At 69.8% G+C, this 18,505-nt stretch carries 15 protein-coding genes and 2 rRNA genes; 11 read left to right on the top strand and 6 right to left on the bottom strand.

The window, feature by feature from the left end; translation table 11 throughout:
• Together P2Q00_RS13705 and rrf are read left to right on the top strand one after the other, a co-directional pair.
• Positions 1-105 (top strand): 23S ribosomal RNA (locus tag P2Q00_RS13705); the annotation flags it as partial.
• 89 nt (positions 106-194) lie between these two features.
• A 5S ribosomal RNA gene (rrf, locus tag P2Q00_RS13710) occupies positions 195-311 on the top strand.
• Positions 312-407: 96 nt separating this feature from the next.
• Here the strand turns inward: rrf and P2Q00_RS13715 are convergent.
• From P2Q00_RS13715 to P2Q00_RS13735, 5 genes are read right to left on the bottom strand one after another with little or no spacing between them, the layout of a single operon-like run.
• A complete protein-coding gene (locus P2Q00_RS13715) occupies positions 408-1,718 on the bottom strand; it encodes a DUF58 domain-containing protein (RefSeq protein ID WP_275772723.1) in 1,311 nt (436 codons plus the stop codon).
• Positions 1,718-2,707, bottom strand: coding sequence for an AAA family ATPase (locus P2Q00_RS13720; protein WP_275773161.1), 990 nt, complete (start codon positions 2,705-2,707; stop codon positions 1,718-1,720). Before P2Q00_RS13720 ends, P2Q00_RS13715 begins: the two co-directional genes overlap by 1 nt.
• Positions 2,707-3,903, bottom strand: a complete 1,197-nt coding sequence (locus P2Q00_RS13725; RefSeq protein WP_275772724.1) for a DUF4350 domain-containing protein — start codon at positions 3,901-3,903, stop codon at positions 2,707-2,709. Before P2Q00_RS13725 ends, P2Q00_RS13720 begins: the two co-directional genes overlap by 1 nt.
• Entirely contained in the window at positions 3,900-4,685 is a 786-nt protein-coding gene (locus P2Q00_RS13730; protein ID WP_275772725.1) for a DUF4129 domain-containing protein, read from the bottom strand. Before P2Q00_RS13730 ends, P2Q00_RS13725 begins: the two co-directional genes overlap by 4 nt.
• Positions 4,686-4,689: 4 nt before the next feature.
• Positions 4,690-6,060, bottom strand: coding sequence for a DUF7847 domain-containing protein (locus P2Q00_RS13735; RefSeq protein ID WP_275772726.1), 1,371 nt, complete (start codon positions 6,058-6,060; stop codon positions 4,690-4,692).
• Positions 6,061-6,200: 140 nt separating this feature from the next.
• Between P2Q00_RS13735 and mtnA the strand changes: the two genes are divergently transcribed.
• From mtnA to P2Q00_RS13780, 9 genes are all read left to right on the top strand, one after another.
• Positions 6,201-7,349: an S-methyl-5-thioribose-1-phosphate isomerase gene (gene mtnA / locus P2Q00_RS13740; RefSeq protein WP_275772727.1), complete on the top strand. Its 1,149-nt coding sequence runs from the start codon at positions 6,201-6,203 to the stop codon at positions 7,347-7,349.
• 654 nt (positions 7,350-8,003) lie between these two features.
• Positions 8,004-8,705 carry a hypothetical protein gene (locus P2Q00_RS13745; RefSeq protein ID WP_275772728.1) on the top strand — a complete coding sequence of 234 codons (702 nt, stop codon included), beginning with the start codon at positions 8,004-8,006 and terminating at the stop codon, positions 8,703-8,705.
• A gap of 123 nt (positions 8,706-8,828) precedes the next feature.
• Positions 8,829-9,458 (top strand): hypothetical protein, encoded by a 630-nt coding sequence (locus tag P2Q00_RS13750; protein WP_275773162.1) that lies wholly within the window; start codon positions 8,829-8,831, stop codon positions 9,456-9,458.
• Between the two features lie 224 nt (positions 9,459-9,682).
• Positions 9,683-10,372 (top strand): two-component system response regulator MtrA, encoded by a 690-nt coding sequence (gene mtrA, locus P2Q00_RS13755; RefSeq protein WP_187284748.1) that lies wholly within the window; start codon positions 9,683-9,685, stop codon positions 10,370-10,372.
• Between the two features lies 1 nt (position 10,373).
• Positions 10,374-12,437, top strand: coding sequence for an MtrAB system histidine kinase MtrB (gene mtrB, locus P2Q00_RS13760; protein WP_275772729.1), 2,064 nt, complete (start codon positions 10,374-10,376; stop codon positions 12,435-12,437).
• Positions 12,427-14,259: an LpqB family beta-propeller domain-containing protein gene (locus P2Q00_RS13765; RefSeq protein WP_275772730.1), complete on the top strand. Its 1,833-nt coding sequence runs from the start codon at positions 12,427-12,429 to the stop codon at positions 14,257-14,259. Before mtrB ends, P2Q00_RS13765 begins: the two co-directional genes overlap by 11 nt.
• Before the next feature lie 99 nt (positions 14,260-14,358).
• A complete protein-coding gene (locus P2Q00_RS13770) occupies positions 14,359-15,297 on the top strand; it encodes a ComF family protein (RefSeq protein WP_275772731.1) in 939 nt (312 codons plus the stop codon).
• Between the two features lie 309 nt (positions 15,298-15,606).
• Positions 15,607-16,299: a ribosome hibernation-promoting factor, HPF/YfiA family gene (hpf, locus tag P2Q00_RS13775; RefSeq protein ID WP_260326615.1), complete on the top strand. Its 693-nt coding sequence runs from the start codon at positions 15,607-15,609 to the stop codon at positions 16,297-16,299.
• Positions 16,300-16,504: 205 nt separating this feature from the next.
• A complete protein-coding gene (locus tag P2Q00_RS13780; RefSeq protein ID WP_275772732.1) occupies positions 16,505-17,251 on the top strand; it encodes a response regulator in 747 nt (248 codons plus the stop codon).
• Positions 17,252-17,279: 28 nt separating this feature from the next.
• Here P2Q00_RS13780 and P2Q00_RS13785 read toward each other — a convergent pair whose 3' ends face one another.
• On the bottom strand, positions 17,280-18,464 hold the full coding sequence (locus tag P2Q00_RS13785; protein WP_275772733.1) for a winged helix-turn-helix domain-containing protein: 1,185 nt from the start codon (positions 18,462-18,464) through the stop codon (positions 17,280-17,282).
• Positions 18,465-18,505 lie beyond the last annotated feature (41 nt).

The following is an 18,505-nucleotide window of genomic DNA, read 5'->3' on the forward strand; positions in this document are numbered from 1 at the left end:
TTGATGGGGTAAGGCTCCCAGTAGACGACTGGGTTGATAGGCCGGATCTGGAAGCACCGCAAGGTGTGGAGGTGACCGGTACTAATAGGCCGAGGGCTTGTCCTCAGTTGCTCGCGTCCACTGTGTTGGTTCTGAAACCACGAACAGCCCCACGCCATGGTCACGGCGTGGTGCGGCTGACAGTTTCATAGTGTTTCGGTGGTTATAGCGTGAGGGAAACGCCCGGTTACATTCCGAACCCGGAAGCTAAGCCTTACAGCGCCGATGGTACTGCAGGGGGGACCCTGTGGGAGAGTAGGACGCCGCCGAACAATCATTGAGAAAACCCCCGGCCGGGGATACCGGTACGGGGGTTTTCTGCATTTAAGGGCTTACGTCTCGGGAGCCCTTCACAGGACCCCCTCTTGCTATAGACGTCCTGCTGCCTTTAGGGCCAGATACGCATCTGCCAGTGCTGGCGCCAATTCATCCGGGGTCTCGTCGACGACCGTGACCCCGTGACGGCGGAGTTGCTCCGCGGTGCGATGGCGTTCGCTCTGGGCCTGGGCGGCGGCTGCAGCCTCGTAGACGGCCTCGGTGTTTCCACGGGCGCTCGCCATACGGGCGACGTATGGGTCCGCTACCGATGCCAACAGAATTGTGTGGCGTTGGGTGAGTTGGGAGAGGACGGGCAGCAGGCCTTCCTCCACGGGCGCCGTGTCGAGGCTTGTGAGCAGCACGATGAGTGAGCGGCGTGGGGCTGTGCGCAGTGCGGTCGCCGTCAAGCCTCGGGCGTCTAGTTCGACCAGTTCGGGTTCAAGTGTGGCCATCGCGTTGACCATGGACGGGAGGACGTCGCGTGCTGTGCGGCCCTGGACGAGGGCGCGTACCCGGCGGTCGTATGCGAGCAGGTCCACCCGGTCGCCGGCGCGTGCAGCGAGTGCAGCCAGGAGCAGGGCCGCGTCCATCGAGGCGTCGAGGCGTGGAGCGTCACCCACGCGGCCTGCAGAGGTGCGGCCGGTATCCAGGACGAGAAGGATGTGGCGGTCGCGTTCGGGACGCCACGTGCGCACGGCGACCGTGGACTGGCGGGCCGTTGCGCGCCAGTCGATGGAGCGGGTGTCGTCGCCCGGTACGTACTCGCGCAGGCTGTCGAATTCTGTGCCTTCGCCGCGAGTGAGCACGCTGGTGCGGCCGTCGAGCTCGCGCAGGCGGGCGAGTTTCGAGGGCAGGTGCTTGCGGCTGGTGAAGGGCGGCAGGACGCGTACCGTCCAGGGGACCCGGTGGCTGCCTTGGCGCGAGAACAGACCGAGGGGGCCGTAGGAGCGGATCGTCACGCGGTCTGCCTGGCGGTCGCCGCGGCGGGTGGGGCGTAGACGGGTCGTGGCGCGGCGGCGTTCGCCGGCAGGCACGGTCAAGAGGTGGCGGGAGGCTGCTACTTCAGTGCCGGGTTGCCAACTGCTGGGGGGCCAGGCGTCGCGCAGCCGGGCCCGGAGGAGGCGCCGGGATGGATTGGTGACAGTCAGGGTCACGTCGGCGGCCTCGCCCAGGCGTACGGATGTGTCGCCGGAGCGGGCCAGGCCGAGGCGCCGTACCGGTGCTGCGAAGGCGAAGTCGCAGGCGCAGGCCACGGCCAGGGGGGCATTCACGGCGAGGATGCCCGTCCAGCTGGGGTCCCAGATGCCGACGGGGAGAGAGCCGAGGGCCGCGAGGAGCGCTGTGCGTCCGGTGGGTGCCATCAGCGGGGGACGGGGACGTGGGCGAGGATCGCGTTGATGACCGAGTCGGCCGTGACGCCTTCCATCTCTGCCTCAGGGCGGAGTTGCACGCGGTGGCGGAGGGTGGGGAGTGCCAGGGCCTTGACGTCGTCGGGGATGACGTAGTCGCGGCCTGTGAGCCAGGCCCATGCGCGCGAGGTGGCCAGAAGGGCCGTGGCGCCGCGTGGGGAGACGCCCAGGGCGAGGGAAGGCGACTCGCGGGTGGCTCGGCAGATGTCCACCACGTAGGCGGTGATTTCAGGGGAGATAGCAGTCTTGGCCACGGCTGCGCGGGCGGCCTCCAAGTCGGCCGGGCCGGCCACGGGTCGTACGCCGGCGGCGCGCAGGTCGCGTGGGTTGAAGCCCTCGGCGTGGCGGGTGAGGACGTCGATCTCGTCCTGGCGGGAGGGGAGAGGGACCGTCAGTTTGAGGAGGAAGCGGTCGAGTTGGGCTTCGGGGAGGGGGTACGTGCCCTCGTACTCGACCGGGTTCTGGGTTGCGGCGACCAAGAAGGGGTCGGGGAGCGGGCGCGGGGTGCCGTCGACCGTGACCTGGCGTTCCTCCATGGCTTCCAGGAGGGACGACTGGGTCTTCGGGGGCGTGCGGTTGATCTCGTCGGCCAGGAGGAGGTTGGTGAAGACGGGGCCGGGCTGGAACGAGAACTCGGCGGTGCGAGTGTCGTAGACCAAGGAGCCCGTGACGTCACTCGGCATCAGGTCGGGGGTGAACTGGACGCGCTTTGTGTCGAGTTCGAGTGCGGAGGCGAGGGCGCGTACGAGCAACGTTTTGGCGACCCCGGGGACTCCTTCTAGTAGTACGTGTCCGCGGCAGAGGAGGGCGACGACGAGGCCGGTCACGGCGGGGTCCTGGCCGACCACGGCTTTGGCGATCTCGGAGCGCAGGGCTTCCAGGGAGGCTCGGGCCTTGCCCGGATCCCCGGCGTACCCGGCGTTGTCAGTGGTCGGGTCCATCATGGACGGCGTACCTCTCTTTCGAGGGCGTCGAGTTGGTCGGCGAGTGCGATGAGAGCCACGTCGTCACTGGGCGGCGGGCCGAAGAGGAGCGAGTGCAGGGCCTGTCCGTCGTCGTGGAGATGGGCGGACACGGCGGGGAGCAGGGCCTCGGGCGAGTGCGCCTGGGCGACGGGGACGCCGACGAGGGGAGCGAGGCGGGTGCGGGTGGAGGAGCGAAGAGCGGAGGCCGCGCGGTCGCGGGCGTTCGCTTTGCGGTAGAGGCGGGCGCGGCCCTCGACGGTTTCGGAGGCACGGATCGCCACAGGGAGTCTTTCAGGCACGAGGGGGCCGAGTCGGCGTGCCCGCCAGAGGGCGGTGAGGGCTGCCGCGATGAAGAGTTGCAGCGTGCCCCAGAGCCAGCCTGCGGGGAGCAGGTCGAGGAAGCCTTTTTCGTCGCCCGTGTCGGTGGCGGAGTTGTCGGAGAGCGAGGGGAGGTACCAGACCAGATGGGAGCGGGAGCCGAGGAGTTGGAGGGCGAGCGAGGCGTTGCCCTCCTTGTCGAGGCGGTCGTTGAAGAGGATGTCGGGCGCGCCGAGGACGACGGTGTCGCCGTTCCCGGAGGTCTCCGGGATGCGCAGGAGGGTGGCCAGGCGCTCGCTGGGGTAGCACTCGTCGGAGCCCAGACGTGTGGTGGTGTAGCGGATGCCACCCGTGTCTGCGGTGCCCGCGCGGAGGGCTGCGGGCAGTCGGCAGTCGGGAGAGAGCGTCGAGTCGAAGCTGGTGGCGGGGTCCGCGGTGACGCCGGGGGCCAGCTTTTCGACGGACCAGCTGCCCGGGGCGATGAGGACGGTGCGGCCACCGGAGTTTGCGATCGCGGAGTGCAGCCACGTCTGTTGATGGTGTGTCAACAGGTCGGGGAGAGCGACCAGAAGCGTGGTGTCCGGGGCGGCTGCGGCGCGCGCCTCGTCCAGGGTGGTGACCACGCGTGTGGACACGCCCCGGTCGGCGAGGAGTTCGGCTACGGCGCGGCTGCCGTAGGGGTCGACGGAGCGCGGGTCGAGTTCGCCGTGCCGGGTGTCGGAGCGGATCACGGCGATCACGACGGCCGCTGCCAGGAGGAGCACGACGGCGAGCGCGATGCCCCGTGCGCGGGTCCACACCTGGCGTGCGGTGGGCGAGGCCGAAGTGGACGGGAGCGTGGCCTCGGTCGTCATCCGGCGGCTCCCTGGCGGGCGTTGTGGGTCGTGCTGGGGCTGCTGCTCGCGAGCTGGGGCTTGGTCCGTTCGAGGTCGCGGTCGAGTTCCGCGATGCGGTGGTACGACTGCTCGCTCGCCCTTCGGCCGCCGTATGTCACATCGTCGAAGTCGCGGGCGGCGGCACGCAGCCGGTCCGCGTGGGTGGGCAGTGCGCGGCCTGCTTCAGCTGCTGCCTCGTCCGCGGTACGGCCGGGGCGGATGTCGAGGAGTGCACGTTCCTCGAGGGAGCGGACGATGCCGCGCATGCGTTCCTGGACGGCTTGGTTCCAGTGGCCCTGGGCGGCGTGCGCCTCGGCGGCGGCGCGGTGTTCGGTGGCGCTGCGCGGACGGTCGTCGAACAGGGTGGCGGACGAGGTGGGTTCGCGGCGCGGTGTGCCCAGGCGCCACCACAGTGCGCCCAGCACCGCGAGGACAGCCACGATGACGACGACCAGGCCGAGCGTGCCCCCGGGTGTCGCGGCCGCGGCCGAGCCGAACAGCTTGTCGACCCAGTCCCAGAAGGCGTTCAGGGCACGCTGGAACAGGCTGGGGTCGTTCTCGTGGTACATGCGCTTGGACAGCTCGCGACGGGCTGCCTCACGTGCGGGATCCCGCGGAATCGTCACCAGCGGTTCGTCGCCGGAGCGCGCCAACGACAAGACGGATGTGTCGCCGACGCGCAGCAGCGTACGTACGGCCGATTCGGCGGCGCGCGGCAGGGCCGTCGGCACCGCTATGAGAACTCCCCCCGTCACGCTCACCGCATCAGCCTCCCGAGCCGGCGTCGGTGCCGTAGCCCTGGACACCGGCAGCGCGGGCCAGTTCGAGATCAAGGGCTTCGCGGCGGATGCGCTGGTCGATGTAGAGGAGCACAGTGACGCCGGCATTGATCGGGAAGGTGATCATGGAGCCGATCACCGAGCCGATGCCACTGATGATGAGGAAGGTCCAGCCCAGGTTGCTGCCGTCACTGTTGAGGAAGCCGATGACACCGTCGCCGCCGAGCGCTGCGGCGAGGAAAGTGAACGGGAGGATGACGATCGCCGAGATGATGTTTGCGATGATTCCGGCGAGCAACTGAATGCCGAAGACACGCCACCAGGAGCCTCGGACGAGCTTTGCGGATCGGCTCATCGACTTCACGACGCCCTGCTTCTCCAGCATCAGTGCCGGCGAGGCCAGGGAGAAGCGGATCATCAGCCACAGTGCGACGACGCCGGCTGCGATGCCGCCTACGACTGCGAGCGCGACACCCGCATCGGCGTTCCCGAAGATCGCCACGAGGATGCCGGGCAGTGTGCCCCCGAGGACAATTGCGGCGGCGATGAGAGGCAACAGCACGATCAGGCCGAACAGCTTCACGACCTGAGGACGGGCGTCGCGCCAGGCCTCGCCGGTGGTCACGGGTCGGCCGAGGACCGCGCGGCTGGTGACGGTGGTGAGCAGGGCGGTCGCGGCGACTGTGGCGATCAGAGAGATCAGAAAGACGGCGCTGGAGCTGAGCATCACCTCGCCCAGGGCGCGGGTCAGTTCGCTCGGGGTGGCGCTGGGGTCGTCGAGGGCCGCGGTGCTGGTGTCGTTCAGCACGAGGCCCTGGAGCAGGATGACGAGGATCTCGGTAACCACCGCGACGGTCAGGGAGATACCCAGCACCGTGCGCCAGTAGGTGCGCATGGTGGAGACGGCGCCGTCGAGGATCTCGCCGACGCCGAGCGGGCGGAGCGGAATGACGCCTGGCTTGGCAGCGGGTGGGGGGCCGCCCCAGCCGCCTCCCCATGCGGGGTATCCGGGAGTGCCGTATGCCCGGTGGCCGCCGGGACCGGGAGTGCCGTAGCCGCCGGGTCCGGGGGGAGGCTGGGTGCCCCAGCCGGGGCCGGGTGGCGGGGGCGGCGGAGTGGGCCGGCCGGGGTCTGCAGGGCCGGTGGGCGCGGACCACTGGCCGGGTGGGGGCTGCTGCTTGGACCACTGCGAGCCGGGGCCCTGCGGGTCAGGGGCGTCCTGCGGGTCGGGACCGGGCTGGTCCGAGGGCTCCGCGGAGCCGGGGCGGTCGGTGGGCCCGGCAGGGCCGGACGCGCCTGGCTCCTGCCCGTCGGACGGGGCAGATCCGGGCGAGGCCCAGCCCGGAGTGTCTTTCATCGTCGCTCCTTCACGGTGCCCGTCCGCGGTCGCGGCGGCAGGTTGGCAGCCATCGTGCCATGGGGTGGTCGCCGAGGTACCGGCCGCGGTATGGGCTGCGCACCTTCAATTGTCTGCCGGATAAGGGGCAGACTGACCGCATGGCTGATCAGTACGCGCAATCCGGCGAAGACAGCAGGCCGACCGAGATACCGGCGATCCGCTGGGAGGAGCCACCCGAAGGCCCCGTACTGGTACTTCTCGACCAGACGAGGTTGCCGGCCGAGGAGGTCGAGCGGGTCTGTACGGATGCGCCCGCGCTGGTGGAGGCGATCCGTTCGCTGGCCGTGCGCGGGGCGCCGCTGCTCGGCATCGCGGGAGCGTACGGTGTCGCGCTCGCCGCCGCGCGCGGCTTCGACGTGGACGAGGCTGCTACCGCGCTGGGCGGTGCCCGGCCCACTGCGGTGAACCTCGCCGTCGGTGTGCGCAGGGCCCAAACCGCCTACCGGACCGAGTTCGCCACCAGCGGCGATGCCGGGCAGGCTGCGTCGGCGGCGCTTGCCGCAGCACGGCAGCTGCACAAGGAGGACGCCGAGGCCAGTGCTCGTATGGCCGAGTGCGGGCTGGCGCTCCTGGACGAGCTGTTGCCCGGTGGCGGGCACAGGATCCTCACCCACTGCAACACCGGGTCGTTGGTGTCGGGCGGGGAGGGGACTGCGTTCGCGGTGGCGCTCGCTGCGCACCGTGCGGGGAGGCTGCGGCGGCTGTGGGTGGATGAAACGCGTCCGTTGCTGCAAGGTGCTCGCCTTACGGGTTATGAGGCGGCGCGCAGCGGCATGGCGTACACCTTGCTCACGGACAACGCCGCGGGCTCGCTCTTCGCGGCCGGCGAGGTGGATGCGGTGCTGATCGGGGCGGACCGCATCGCGGCCGACGGTTCGGTGGCGAACAAGGTGGGGAGTTATCCGCTCGCGGTGCTCGCCCGGTACCACCATGTGCCGTTCATCGTGGTGGCACCGGTGACGACGGTGGATCCGGATACCCCGGACGGGGCCTCCATAGAGATCGAGCAGCGCCCCGGCCATGAGGTGACCGAGGTCACAGCGCCTCAGGTGCCGGTGGCGGGAGCGGAAGCAGGGGGCGGGATTCCGGTGGCACCCCTGGGGACCCAGGCGTACAACCCGGCCTTTGACGTGACGCCGCCCGAGCTGGTGACCGCGATCGTCACGGAAGAGGGTGCCGTGTCGCCCGTGACGGCTGAGGCTCTTGCAGAGCTGTGTGCCAGGTCGCGTCAGGTGACGATCAGCTAATGGGGTGATGTCGGCTGGATCGATGCGAACGGCCCCTGCGCCTACGCCGATTCGCACGCCGCGGGGCCGTGGCGTCCAGTGACATATCCAACGGCCGCACCAGCGGGCGCCGGAGTTCGGTTGAGCGGCTTCCCTCCGATGTTCTCCCAGCGCAGGCGGCACGTCTCGGCCCGGCGCAGAGCTAGCGAGCTTGGCCACGTTCCGGGTGAGCCCGGTGTCTTTGACGCGCCGGAAGCTTGCGGGGCCGTGATCACTCGCGCCAAATCTGCTGCGGCCCAAAGCCGTTCTGCTGCCCGTGCGCGCTCAACGTCTCGGCAGTGTGGCCCGGACCGGAGCGCGACATCACCTGTGCCTGTCGGTGCGGCTGACCCGACGAACTCAACTGGCTCGCCGACCAGTTGGGTACCCGCCTCTTGGTTCGTGCTGCCGCGTTGACAGGTGTGTGACGGCACAGTGACGGGCCGGTGAACGATGCCCCAGATGCGGGTGGGGCAATTGATTGGCCTTGTGGGACGGGTGTCCGAACAACTCCTTCGGTGGCGAATCTCGGTGTCAGACGCCGGGTGCACGCAACCGGCGCACGAGCAGGAGAACGTTCCTGAAGCTGCTCACTCGATTCGGCCGGATGGCGCCGAAAGTGCAGAGGAGACAAGCGTGAAGATCAATGGCGGTGCACGCCGTGGTGTGGGTTCCGTGCCCGTGCGGAAGAAGCGTCTGGCGAGCAAGTGGATGGGGCTGGTGGCGTTCGCGCTGGCTCCTCTGGTGGTGATCGCCGCCCCCGGTTCCGCCTCGGCAGCCAGCACGGTGTGTCTGCAGAACTCGGACGGTTCTCAGAGCGATATCGCCGGCAACTGGTCGACTCCCGACAAGACGCGGTCGGTGGGCGTGCAGCAGGCGAACAAGACCTGGCAGGACTGGGTGTGGCGGGGCCCGACGTTCCAGTGCCCCTGGAACGTTCCCAGCTGCTCCTACGCCTGGCAGCAGGCGAAGACGACGGGCTGGCAGTGGTCGGCAGGTCTCAACCTCAAGGTCCCGGGCCCCCTCAGCAAGGCCCTGAGCGACCTCGCCGCTCTCACCCCCTCGTACGGGCGCAACGGCTCCACCACCACCTCGTTCACCTTCACGACCAACCTGTCGCCGGGGCAGTTCGCCCAGCCGATCCAGGTCGTGGAGCGTCGTTGGACGCAGGGCGTCTACCAGGGCATCTACCACTCCACCGGGAGGTCCTGCCTGCCGAGCCCGACCAGGCCGAACGGCAAGGCCTGGCAGTACACCTGGTCCCCCAACGAGCGTTGGGGCAGCTGGACGACCAACCTGAAGGTCAGCGACTACGGGACGTACCACGTCTGGAAGTGACCACGCCTGATCGTGACCGTGTTCGGTCGTGACCAGCCCGCTGAGGCACCCCGTCGGTCGGCGGGGTGCCTTTCGGCTCGAACACTTCCCGGATTCCCCCGACGAACAGGACCTGATCCCGTGATGGTGCGTCGTTTCTCCCGTGTCGCGGCGGGTTCGATCGCGGCGCTCGCATTCGGTCTGCTGGCCGCCTGCAGCACCCCGACCCATTCCACGCCCTCGGCTGACGGTGGCACCGCCGCTGCTGTCGCCGGGACCGGCGCCGCCGGTTCGGTGAAGACGGCGCCACCGTCCCAGCTGTGCACCGCCCTGACTGCGGGCGCTGCCAAGCGGCTCATCGCCGACGCCCGCCTCACGGCCCGGGTCGGTCCCGACAAGGGCGAGGCCCCGGACATCTGCGGTTACACCTCCGCCGACCGAACGTCGACGCTGTCCCTCACCCCCGCCTCCCGCGCCTACGACGCCGAACTGTCCGCCGCTCACAACCTGAGCGCGCACCCGGCCTCTGCCGGGATGCGTGACGTGCGGGTCGACCCGGTGAGCGGCCTGGGCCGGCGGGCCTTTCGGGAAACCGCCTATCAGATCCAGGCGCGGCAGCACATCACCTTTGTCGTGTGGAACTCGGGAGCCCGGACCTGGGTGCTGACCTTCGCGACCACGGCGGACACCCGGACAAAGCCGGCCACTGTGTCGGACGACAAGGTGGTCCGGGTGGCTCGCTCCGTCACCGCGAAACTGCCAGCCGGTCGGTGACCGCGATCTGGTCGTAGGCGGCCTTGCCGTCGCGGCATCGTCGCAGCCCGGCCAAGAGCCGCAGGGCCGAGCCTGTGGTCAGGCTGCGCCTACCCTGGGTAGCTGACATCCGTTACGGACATCGACGTCGCGGGGCAGGGGCAGACAGTGACGGCCGAGTACGACTATCGTCACGGGCCAGTGACGCTGCTCACCTGCACCTTCGCCACCGTTATGAGAATGGGATGATGTCGTTTATGAAGGGACGAGTCCTTGTCGTCGACGACGACACGGCACTGGCCGAGATGCTCGGCATCGTGCTGCGTGGTGAAGGTTTTGAGCCGTCTTTCGTAGCCGACGGCGACAAGGCGCTGGCTGCATTCCGTGAGAGCAAACCCGACCTGGTGCTGCTCGATCTGATGCTGCCGGGGCGGGACGGCATCGAGGTGTGCCGCCTGATCAGGGCGGAGTCGGGTGTGCCGATCGTGATGCTCACGGCCAAGAGCGACACCGTAGACGTGGTGGTCGGGCTGGAGTCCGGTGCCGACGACTACATCGTGAAGCCGTTCAAGCCGAAGGAGCTGGTGGCCCGGATCCGGGCCAGGCTGCGGAGGTCTGAGGAGCCCGCGCCGGAACAGCTGGCCATAGGTGACCTTGTCATCGACGTGGCGGGTCACTCCGTGAAGCGGGACGGGCAGTCGATCGCGCTGACGCCGCTGGAGTTCGATCTGCTGGTGGCGCTGGCGCGGAAGCCGTGGCAGGTGTTCACGCGTGAGGTGCTGCTCGAGCAGGTGTGGGGATACCGGCACGCTGCGGACACCCGGCTTGTGAATGTTCACGTGCAGCGGCTGCGCTCCAAGGTCGAGAAGGACCCCGAGCGGCCGGAGATCGTGGTGACCGTCAGGGGCGTCGGTTACAAGGCAGGGCCCAGCTGACATGTCCGGTGACAGTGCCGCTTCGGCGCCCGGGCCGGACAGGGCCCGCGCGGGGCGGCCTGTCGGCCGGAAGACGACAGGCTCCCGCTGGGGCCGTCTGCTGGAGGGCGGGCTGCTGCAGGGCGGAGTCCAGGGCAGCCCGGTGCTCCGGTTGTTCATGCGCTGGGTCCGGCGGCCCTTGCTGCCCGTCATGCGGTTGTGGCGGCGGAACATCCAGCTCAAGGTCGTCGTCACCACGCTGCTGATGTCCTTGGGCGTGGTGCTGCTGCTCGGGTTCGTCGTCATCGGTCAGGTGCGCAACGGGCTGCTGGACGCCAAGGTGAAGGCCTCGCAGAGTCAGGCGACCGGTGGGTTCGCGGTGGCCAAGCAGAAGGCCGACGAGGCTGCGGTCGGGACCGGCGACGACGGCACGACCGGGGACGCACGCCCCTCGCAGAACCTCACCCCGTGGATGAGCGACCTCGTGTCGTCGCTGTCCAGCGGCGGTCAGGGCGCCTTCGACGTGGTGACGCTGCCCGCGGGCGACAACAGCGGCGGCGGGCGCGGGCCACGTGCCTCCGGGTACGTCGACCCTACGGCCAGCGTGCCCGAGGCACTGCGCGCGCGGATCAACGTGAACCCGACGGCTGCCCAGAGCTATACCCGCATCGTCTACAACAACGACAAGGAACCCCAGCCGGCGCTGGTCATCGGCAAGCAGGTCAACGACCCCAACGGCGACCCGTACCAGCTGTACTACCTCTTCCCGCTCACCCAGGAGGAGAAGTCGCTGAGCCTGGTCAAGGGCACGCTGGCGACCGCCGGGCTCTTCGTCGTCGTACTCCTGGGGGCCATTGCCTGGCTCGTGGTGCGGCAGGTCGTCACGCCCGTGCGGATGGCGGCCGGGATCGCCGAGCGGCTGTCCGCCGGGCGGCTGCAGGAACGCATGAAGGTCACCGGCGAGGACGACATCGCGCGCCTCGGTGAGGCCTTCAACAAGATGGCGCAGAACCTGCAGCTGAAGATCCAGCAGCTGGAGGACCTGTCGCGGATGCAGCGGCGGTTCGTGTCGGACGTGTCGCACGAGCTGCGGACGCCGCTGACGACCGTACGCATGGCCGCAGACGTCATCCATGAGGCGCGGGAGGACTTCGATCCGATCACCGCGCGGTCTGCGGAGCTGCTCGCCGATCAGCTGGACCGGTTCGAGTCGCTGCTCGCGGATCTGCTGGAGATCAGCCGGTTCGACGCGGGTGCGGCGGCGCTGGAGGCGGAGCCGATAGACCTCAGGGAGGTCGTACGGCGCGTCGTCAGCGGGGCCGAGCCGCTCGCCGAGCGCAAGGGCACGCACATACGCGTGCTGGGCGACCAGCAGCCCGTCGTGGCCGAGGCGGACGCGCGACGCGTGGAGCGGGTGCTGCGCAACCTCGTCGTCAACGCCGTGGAGCACGGCGAAGGCAGGGACGTCGTCGTCAAGCTCGCCGCGGCGGGCGGGGCGGTCGCCGTCGCGGTGCGCGACTACGGGGTCGGGCTCAAGCCCGGCGAGGCCACGCGCGTGTTCAGCCGCTTCTGGCGGGCCGACCCGGCACGCGCGCGTACCACCGGCGGTACCGGCCTCGGGCTGTCCATCGCCCTGGAGGACGCGCGGCTGCACGGCGGCTGGCTGCAGGCGTGGGGCGAGCCGGGCGGCGGCTCGCAGTTCCGGCTGACGCTGCCGCGGACCGCCGACGAGCCGCTGCGGGGCTCGCCGATACCGCTGGAGCCCAAGGACTCGCGGCGCAACCGAGGACTCAACGATGCCGGGCTGCCGCGCGGGGGCGGGGACAAGGTCGCCACCGTGCCCGTGCAGCCGGTCGGGGACCAGATACCGCCGATAGCCCCGAGACTGGCCGGTGCGGCCCCCACCGCCGACCCGACGGCGCTGCCCGGGAACGGCGCGCGCGTGGTGCCCCGGCCCGCCTCGGGAGCGCGGCGACAGGACGGGACAGCCAGTGAGGACGGGGCGCTGGGCGACACCTCGGGCCGACCGGAGGACACCGGGCCCAAGGATGCGAAGAAACCAGGGGAGGCATTTCGTGGGCGCTGACCGCGACGGGGGCGCCGGGCGGATACCGATGCGCGCGGTGGCGTACACCGCCTGTGGTGTCGTACTGCTGGCGGGGTGCGCCTCGATGCCCGACAGTGGCGACCTGCGCGGCGTCGACTCCACACCGCGGCAGGACACCCAGGTGCGGGTCTTTGCCATGCCGCCCCAGGACGACGCCCAGCCCTCGGACATCGTCTCGGGTTTCCTCGAGGCGTTGACCAGCGACGACCCGAACTACTCGACGGCGCGCCAATACCTGACCAAGGCTGCGTCGCAGGCATGGAAGCCGGGGCTGTCCAGCACTGTCCTCGCGGACGGGCCGGGCATCGACCCCAACCGCCTGGGCGGCCGGGAGGGCGCCGACGACCTCTCGTTCACCCTGACCGGCACGAAGGTCGCCAAGGTGGACGAGCAGCAGGCGTACTCGCCCGCCGGGGGGTCCTACGAGGCGCCGGTGCATCTCACACGCGACAAGAAGACCAAGCAGTGGCGCATCGACAGGCTGCCGCAGGGCGTCGTCATGGGTAAGTCGGACTTCCAACGCAACTACATGTCCGTCAACAAGTACTACTTCGCCTCGAACGCCGCGGCCGGGACGACGACGCAGCCGGCGGCCGTCGCCGATCCCGTGTACGTGCGCCGGCGCGTGGACCCCATGACGCAGATGGTCCGCTCGCTGCTGAACGGGCCCACGAACTGGCTCGATCACGTGGTCCGGACGAGTTTCCCGACCGGTACGGCGTTGAACAAGGGCGTCACCGCGCTGACGCCCGACGACCAGAACAAGCTGACCGTGCCGCTGAACGAGAAAGCCGCCCGGGTCGGCCAGGGCCAGTGCAACGAGATGGCGGCCCAGCTCCTCTTCACCCTGCAGAACCTCACCCCGGCGGTGGACCAGGTCGAGCTGCAGTCCGGCAACTCGCGGCTGTGCTCGCTCAGGGAGGACCAGGCCGACACCGTCGCCGCGCGCGGCTCGGTGCAGCAACCCGACTATCTGTACTTCATCGACCGCAAGAACCGGCTCGTACGGACGGCGGCCGGCAAGAACAGCACCAAGGCCGAACCGGTGCCCGGGGCGCTCGGCGAGGGCGCCAAGGAGCTGCGCTCGGTGGCCGTGTCGCGCGACGAGGACACGGCGGCCGGGATCGCGGCCGACGGCAAGGAGCTGTACGTCACGTCGCTGGTGTCCGGCGGTTCGCTCGGGGACCCCGTGCTGACCAGCCACGGCAAGAAGGAGCAGGACCGGCTGGCGATGCCCAGCTGGGACGCGAACGGCGACCTCTGGGTGGCCGACCGCGACCCCGACAACCCCCGGCTGCTCCTGCTGGAGCAGGGCAAGGGCGAGCCGCTCGTGGTGAAGACCCCGGAGCTGGACGGCCGCATCCAGGACGTCAGGGTGGCCGCCGACGGGGTGCGAATAGCGCTCGTGGTGGCGAAGGGCAGCAAGAAGTCCCTGCTCATCGGGCGGATCGAGCGGCGGCAGGAGGCCGGGGAGGACCGGCCGGCCGTTTCGGTGCTCGGACTGCACTCCGTGACACCGGAGTTGGAGGACATCACGGCCATGTCGTGGGCCGGGGACAGCCGGCTCGTGGTGGTCGGGCGTGAACAGGGCGGACTGCAGACCATGCTGTACGTACAGGTCGACGGCTCCACACCGGAGGGACCGGCGCCCGCGGCCCTGTCCGGGATCAAGGAGATCACCGCGGCCGACTCCGACCGGCTGCCGTTGGTGGCGTACTCGGAGGACGGGATCGTACGACTGCCGACCGGGACGCAGTGGCAGAAGGTCACGGACGGGGTGGCGCCGGTTTACCCGGGGTGAAGTGCCGTCGAGGGGGCGGTTTGCGTCCGGCGCGAGTTGTCCACAGCTAGTTATCCACAGGGGTGGCCGGGCGGCTCGGGCATTGGCACAGTGGTGGGCATGCGGGGGTGGTGGCAGGACCTCACCGACCTGGTGCTGCCGGCCGAGTGCGGAGGCTGCGGGAGGCCTCGCACGGTGCTCTGCCCGGAGTGCCGTGCCGCCCTGAACGGGGCCGCACCGAGCCGGGTGCGACCGGTGCCGGAGCCGCCCGGGCTGCCCGTGGTGCACGCGGCCGCCCGGTACGCCGACGAGGTGCGAGCCGCGCTGCTGGCCCACAAGGAACGGGGTGCGCTGGCCCTCGCAGCACCACTGGGCACGGCACTGGCAGGAGCTGTGCGGGCGGGGCTCAGAGAGGCGCCCGGCCATGCGGCTGCGGGCGGTGAAGTGCCCGTACTGCTCGTTCCCGTTCCGTCCGCGCGTGGGGCGGTTCGGGCGCGGGGTCACGACCCGGCGCGGCGGATCGCGCTGGTGGCGGCGGGTGAGCTGCGGCGGACCGGGACCGCGGCGCGAGTACTCGCCGTGCTGCGGCAGCGGCGTGCCGTGGCCGACCAGTCGGGGCTCAACTCCCGGCAGCGGCTGGACAATCTCGCAGGCGCGCTGGCCGTGGCCCCCGGTGGTGACCGGCTGCTTCGCGGTGGTTCGGTCGTGCTCGTCGACGACCTGATGACCACGGGCGCGTCCCTGGCGGAGGCGGCGCGTGCCGTGCGAACGGCGACTGCGGCGGCGGAAGAGGAGACGGGCGCGTATGAGAGGAGGGCACAAGAGGCGGTTGCGTACCGGCACTTCTCGGAGCTGGATTCGTACGCCGAAGCAACTACGGCTGTGTACACGGCAGCTGCTCGGGAAGGCACAGAGGAACGGATGGCTGGATCAGCGGAGGAAGGGACCGGCCGTATGCACTCCGTGCCAGGAATGGCGGGCGCGGGCGGCGCAGGTGACGTGATGTGCGCAGCAGTGGTCGCCGCGCCGCCGGATTCTTTCGAAATAAACCGGAACTGACTGCCAACTTGCATCGTTGCAGGTAATGAGAGGGTCAATTCACCTGAACGGAGGTACGCCGCGGTAGAGGGTGACGACATCCGTCCGGGCGAGATATGTTCGGTTGTGAGAGAAAGGCGCAGGCCATCGCTCTCGTACCGGAATGCCGTGCTGCGGGTTTTTCACAATCACCCGTCGCGGTGGAGTGGAGATCTTGCCCGCGGGGGAGGAGGTGGAAGTCACCGAGTCCGAGGTTCCGGAGCACCGGAGCCTGGTGCAAAAGGGAGATGCTCCGCAGCGAGGCGGAGCGATCCGGGAACGGAGTTCTGCGTGGACATCGTCGTCAAGGGCCGCAAGACCGAGGTGCCCGAGCGGTTCCGCAAGCACGTGGCCGAGAAGCTGAAGCTGGAGAAGATCCAGAAGCTCGACGGCAAGGTGATCAGCCTCGACGTCGAGGTGTCCAAGGAGCCCAACCCCCGACAGGCCGACCGTTGTGACCGAGTGGAGATCACGCTCCGCTCCCGCGGTCCGGTGATCCGGGCGGAGGCAGCGGCCAGCGATCCGTACGCGGCACTCGACCTGGCGGCGGAGAAGCTGGATGCCCGGCTGCGCAAGCAGCACGACAAGCGGTTCTCTCGCCGTGGCGCGCGCAGGATCTCGGCCGCCGAGGTCCCCGACCACGTCCCGGGCGCGGCGACGCTCAACGGGAACGGCCACCCCGTCCACGAGGAAGACCAGGACGGAGTGCCCACCAAGAAGATCGGCTCGCTGGAGGTCAAGGGCGAAGGCCCCCTCATCGTCCGCGAGAAGACGCATGTCGCCTCCCCGATGACCCTCGACCAGGCCCTCTACGAGATGGAACTGGTCGGACACGACTTCTACCTGTTCGTCGACTCCGAGACGAAGGAGCCCAGTGTCGTCTACCGGCGGCACGCCTACGACTACGGCGTCATCCACCTCAGCACCGACCCGATGGTTGCCCAGGCGCAGTCTCCCGCGCCGGGCGGCACGCTGGGTGGCTGACCCACGCGGCTGACGGCTGAGCCGGTGCCCCTGGAGCGCCTGTGCGCCCCCAGGGGCACCGGTGTGCGACCCCTTCACGAGCCGCTCTGTCACCGTGTTGTCGTCCGGGCATGGAATCATGGCGGCAATGGCCCAACCGGTGGGTCGCTGCCTTGGGTTGGCGATGGCACAGCACCACAGGCCACAGCCTTCAGGGGGAGGAACGATGGCGGACAGCTTCGGACCGATGCATGACGAGGGTGCCGACGGCGGCGTCGTCGGCATGGGCCCGGACGCGGGCTCTCCACGCAAGGAGCCGATCAGAGTCCTTGTCGTGGACGACCACGCCCTCTTCCGCCGGGGCCTGGAGATCGTGCTCGCGGCCGAGGAGGACATCCAGGTCGTCGGGGAGGCCGGGGACGGCGCGGAGGCCGTCGACAAGGCGGCCGACCTGCTGCCGGACATCGTCCTGATGGATGTGCGGATGCCCAAGCGCGGCGGGATCGAGGCCTGCACCTCCATCAAGGAGGTCGCACCCAGCGCCAAGATCATCATGCTGACGATCAGCGACGAGGAGGCCGACCTCTACGACGCGATCAAGGCGGGCGCGACCGGTTATCTCCTCAAGGAGATCTCCACGGACGAGGTGGCCACCGCCATTCGCGCGGTGGCCGACGGGCAGTCCCAGATCAGCCCTTCCATGGCGTCGAAGCTGCTCACCGAGTTCAAGTCGATGATCCAGCGGACCGACGAGCGTCGGCTCGTGCCCGCGCCGCGGCTGACGGACCGCGAGCTGGAGGTCCTCAAACTCGTCGCCACCGGAATGAACAACCGGGACATCGCCAAGGAACTGTTCATCTCCGAGAACACCGTGAAGAACCACGTCCGCAACATCCTGGAGAAGCTGCAGCTGCACTCCAGGATGGAAGCGGTGGTCTACGCGATGCGGGAGAAGATCCTCGAAATCCGCTGAGCAGCTGGTCCGCCGGCCGTGACGCCGGTCAGCGCAGGGCGGCGATCAGTGCTCGGGTCACCGCCTTGGTGAGCGGCTCATGCAGCTCCGGGGCGTCCACGCGCTCCACGCGTACGCTCGTGCAGTTCACCCAGCTCGCCGCCTCGACCAGCGCCTCCGCCACGGCCGGGACCACCTTGGCGCCGTCCAGGGTGACCTGCTTGGCGACCAGGGTGCTGCCCTCCCGGGCCGGGTCGACACGGCCGACGAGGCGCCCGCCGGCGAGGACCGGCATCGCGAAGTAGCCGTACACCCGCTTCGGCTTGGGGACGTAGGCCTCCAGGCGGTGGGTGAAGCCAAAGATCCGCTCCGTGCGCGCCCTTTCCCAGATCAGGGAGTCGAAAGGGGACAGGAGTGTGGTGCGGTGGCGGCCGCGCGGCGGCGTGTCCAGGGCTGCCGGGTCGGCCCAGGCCGGTTTGGACCAGCCCTCGACCGTGACCGGGACCAGGCCCGAGTCGGCGATCACCGCGTCGACCTGCTCGCCCTTGAGACGGTGGTAGTCGGCGATGTCCGCGCGCGTGCCGATGCCCAGGGACTGGCCCGCCAGGCGGACCAGACGGCGCAGGCACTCAGTGTCGTCCAGCTCGTCGTGCAGCAGGGTGTCCGGGATCGCGCGCTCGGCGAGGTCGTAGACCCGCTTCCAGCCGCGGCGCTCCACGCACACCACCTCGCCGTACATCAGCGCGCGCTCCGCGGCGACTTTGGCGCCGGACCAGTCCCACCACTCGCTGGTGCGCTTTGCGCCGCCCAACTCTGTGGCCGTGAGGGGGCCTTCGGTGCGGAGCTGCTTGATGACCTGGTCGTAGGTGCCGTCAGGGAGCTCGTGGTTCCAGTGCGGGCGGCTGCGGTAGGCGCGGCGGCGGAAGGCGAAGTGGGGCCATTCCTCGACGGGGAGGATGCACGCCGCGTGCGACCAGTACTCGAAGGCGTGCGTCTGCGTCCAGTAGGCGTCCTCGACCGTCCTGCGTCCCACCGCACCGAGGCGGGCGTACGGGATGAGCTCGTGGGAGCGTGCCAGCACCGAGATCGTGTCCAGTTGGACCGCGCCGAGGTGGCGGAGGACGCCGCGGACGCCGGCCCTGCGGTCGGGCGCGCCGAGAAAGCCCTGGGCGCGCAGGGCGATGCGGCGGGCGTCGTCTGCCGAGAGGTCGGTGGCGGGGCGCGGGGTCGTCATGGTCCGCACGATAGAAGGCGGCACTGACAACGCAGGTTGAC

The organism is Streptomyces coacervatus (genome assembly GCF_029223485.1).
Lineage (GTDB): Bacteria > Actinomycetota > Actinomycetes > Streptomycetales > Streptomycetaceae > Streptomyces > Streptomyces coacervatus.

What these genes read in the sequence shown, in the direction of transcription:
- P2Q00_RS13715 (WP_275772723.1), bottom strand. Translation starts at nt 1,718, where the DNA reads ATGGCACCCACCGGACGCACAGCGCTCCTCGCGGCCCTCGGCTCTCTC.
- P2Q00_RS13720 (WP_275773161.1), bottom strand. Translation starts at nt 2,707, where the DNA reads ATGGACCCGACCACTGACAACGCCGGGTACGCCGGGGATCCGGGCAAG.
- P2Q00_RS13725 (WP_275772724.1), bottom strand. Translation starts at nt 3,903, where the DNA reads ATGACGACCGAGGCCACGCTCCCGTCCACTTCGGCCTCGCCCACCGCA.
- P2Q00_RS13735 (WP_275772726.1), bottom strand. Translation starts at nt 6,060, where the DNA reads ATGAAAGACACTCCGGGCTGGGCCTCGCCCGGATCTGCCCCGTCCGAC.
- mtnA (WP_275772727.1), top strand. Translation starts at nt 6,201, where the DNA reads ATGGCTGATCAGTACGCGCAATCCGGCGAAGACAGCAGGCCGACCGAG.
- P2Q00_RS13750 (WP_275773162.1), top strand. Translation starts at nt 8,829, where the DNA reads ATGGTGCGTCGTTTCTCCCGTGTCGCGGCGGGTTCGATCGCGGCGCTC.
- mtrA (WP_187284748.1), top strand. Translation starts at nt 9,683, where the DNA reads ATGATGTCGTTTATGAAGGGACGAGTCCTTGTCGTCGACGACGACACG.
- mtrB (WP_275772729.1), top strand. Translation starts at nt 10,374, where the DNA reads ATGTCCGGTGACAGTGCCGCTTCGGCGCCCGGGCCGGACAGGGCCCGC.
- P2Q00_RS13770 (WP_275772731.1), top strand. Translation starts at nt 14,359, where the DNA reads ATGCGGGGGTGGTGGCAGGACCTCACCGACCTGGTGCTGCCGGCCGAG.
- P2Q00_RS13780 (WP_275772732.1), top strand. Translation starts at nt 16,505, where the DNA reads ATGGCGGACAGCTTCGGACCGATGCATGACGAGGGTGCCGACGGCGGC.
- P2Q00_RS13785 (WP_275772733.1), bottom strand. Translation starts at nt 18,464, where the DNA reads ATGACGACCCCGCGCCCCGCCACCGACCTCTCGGCAGACGACGCCCGC.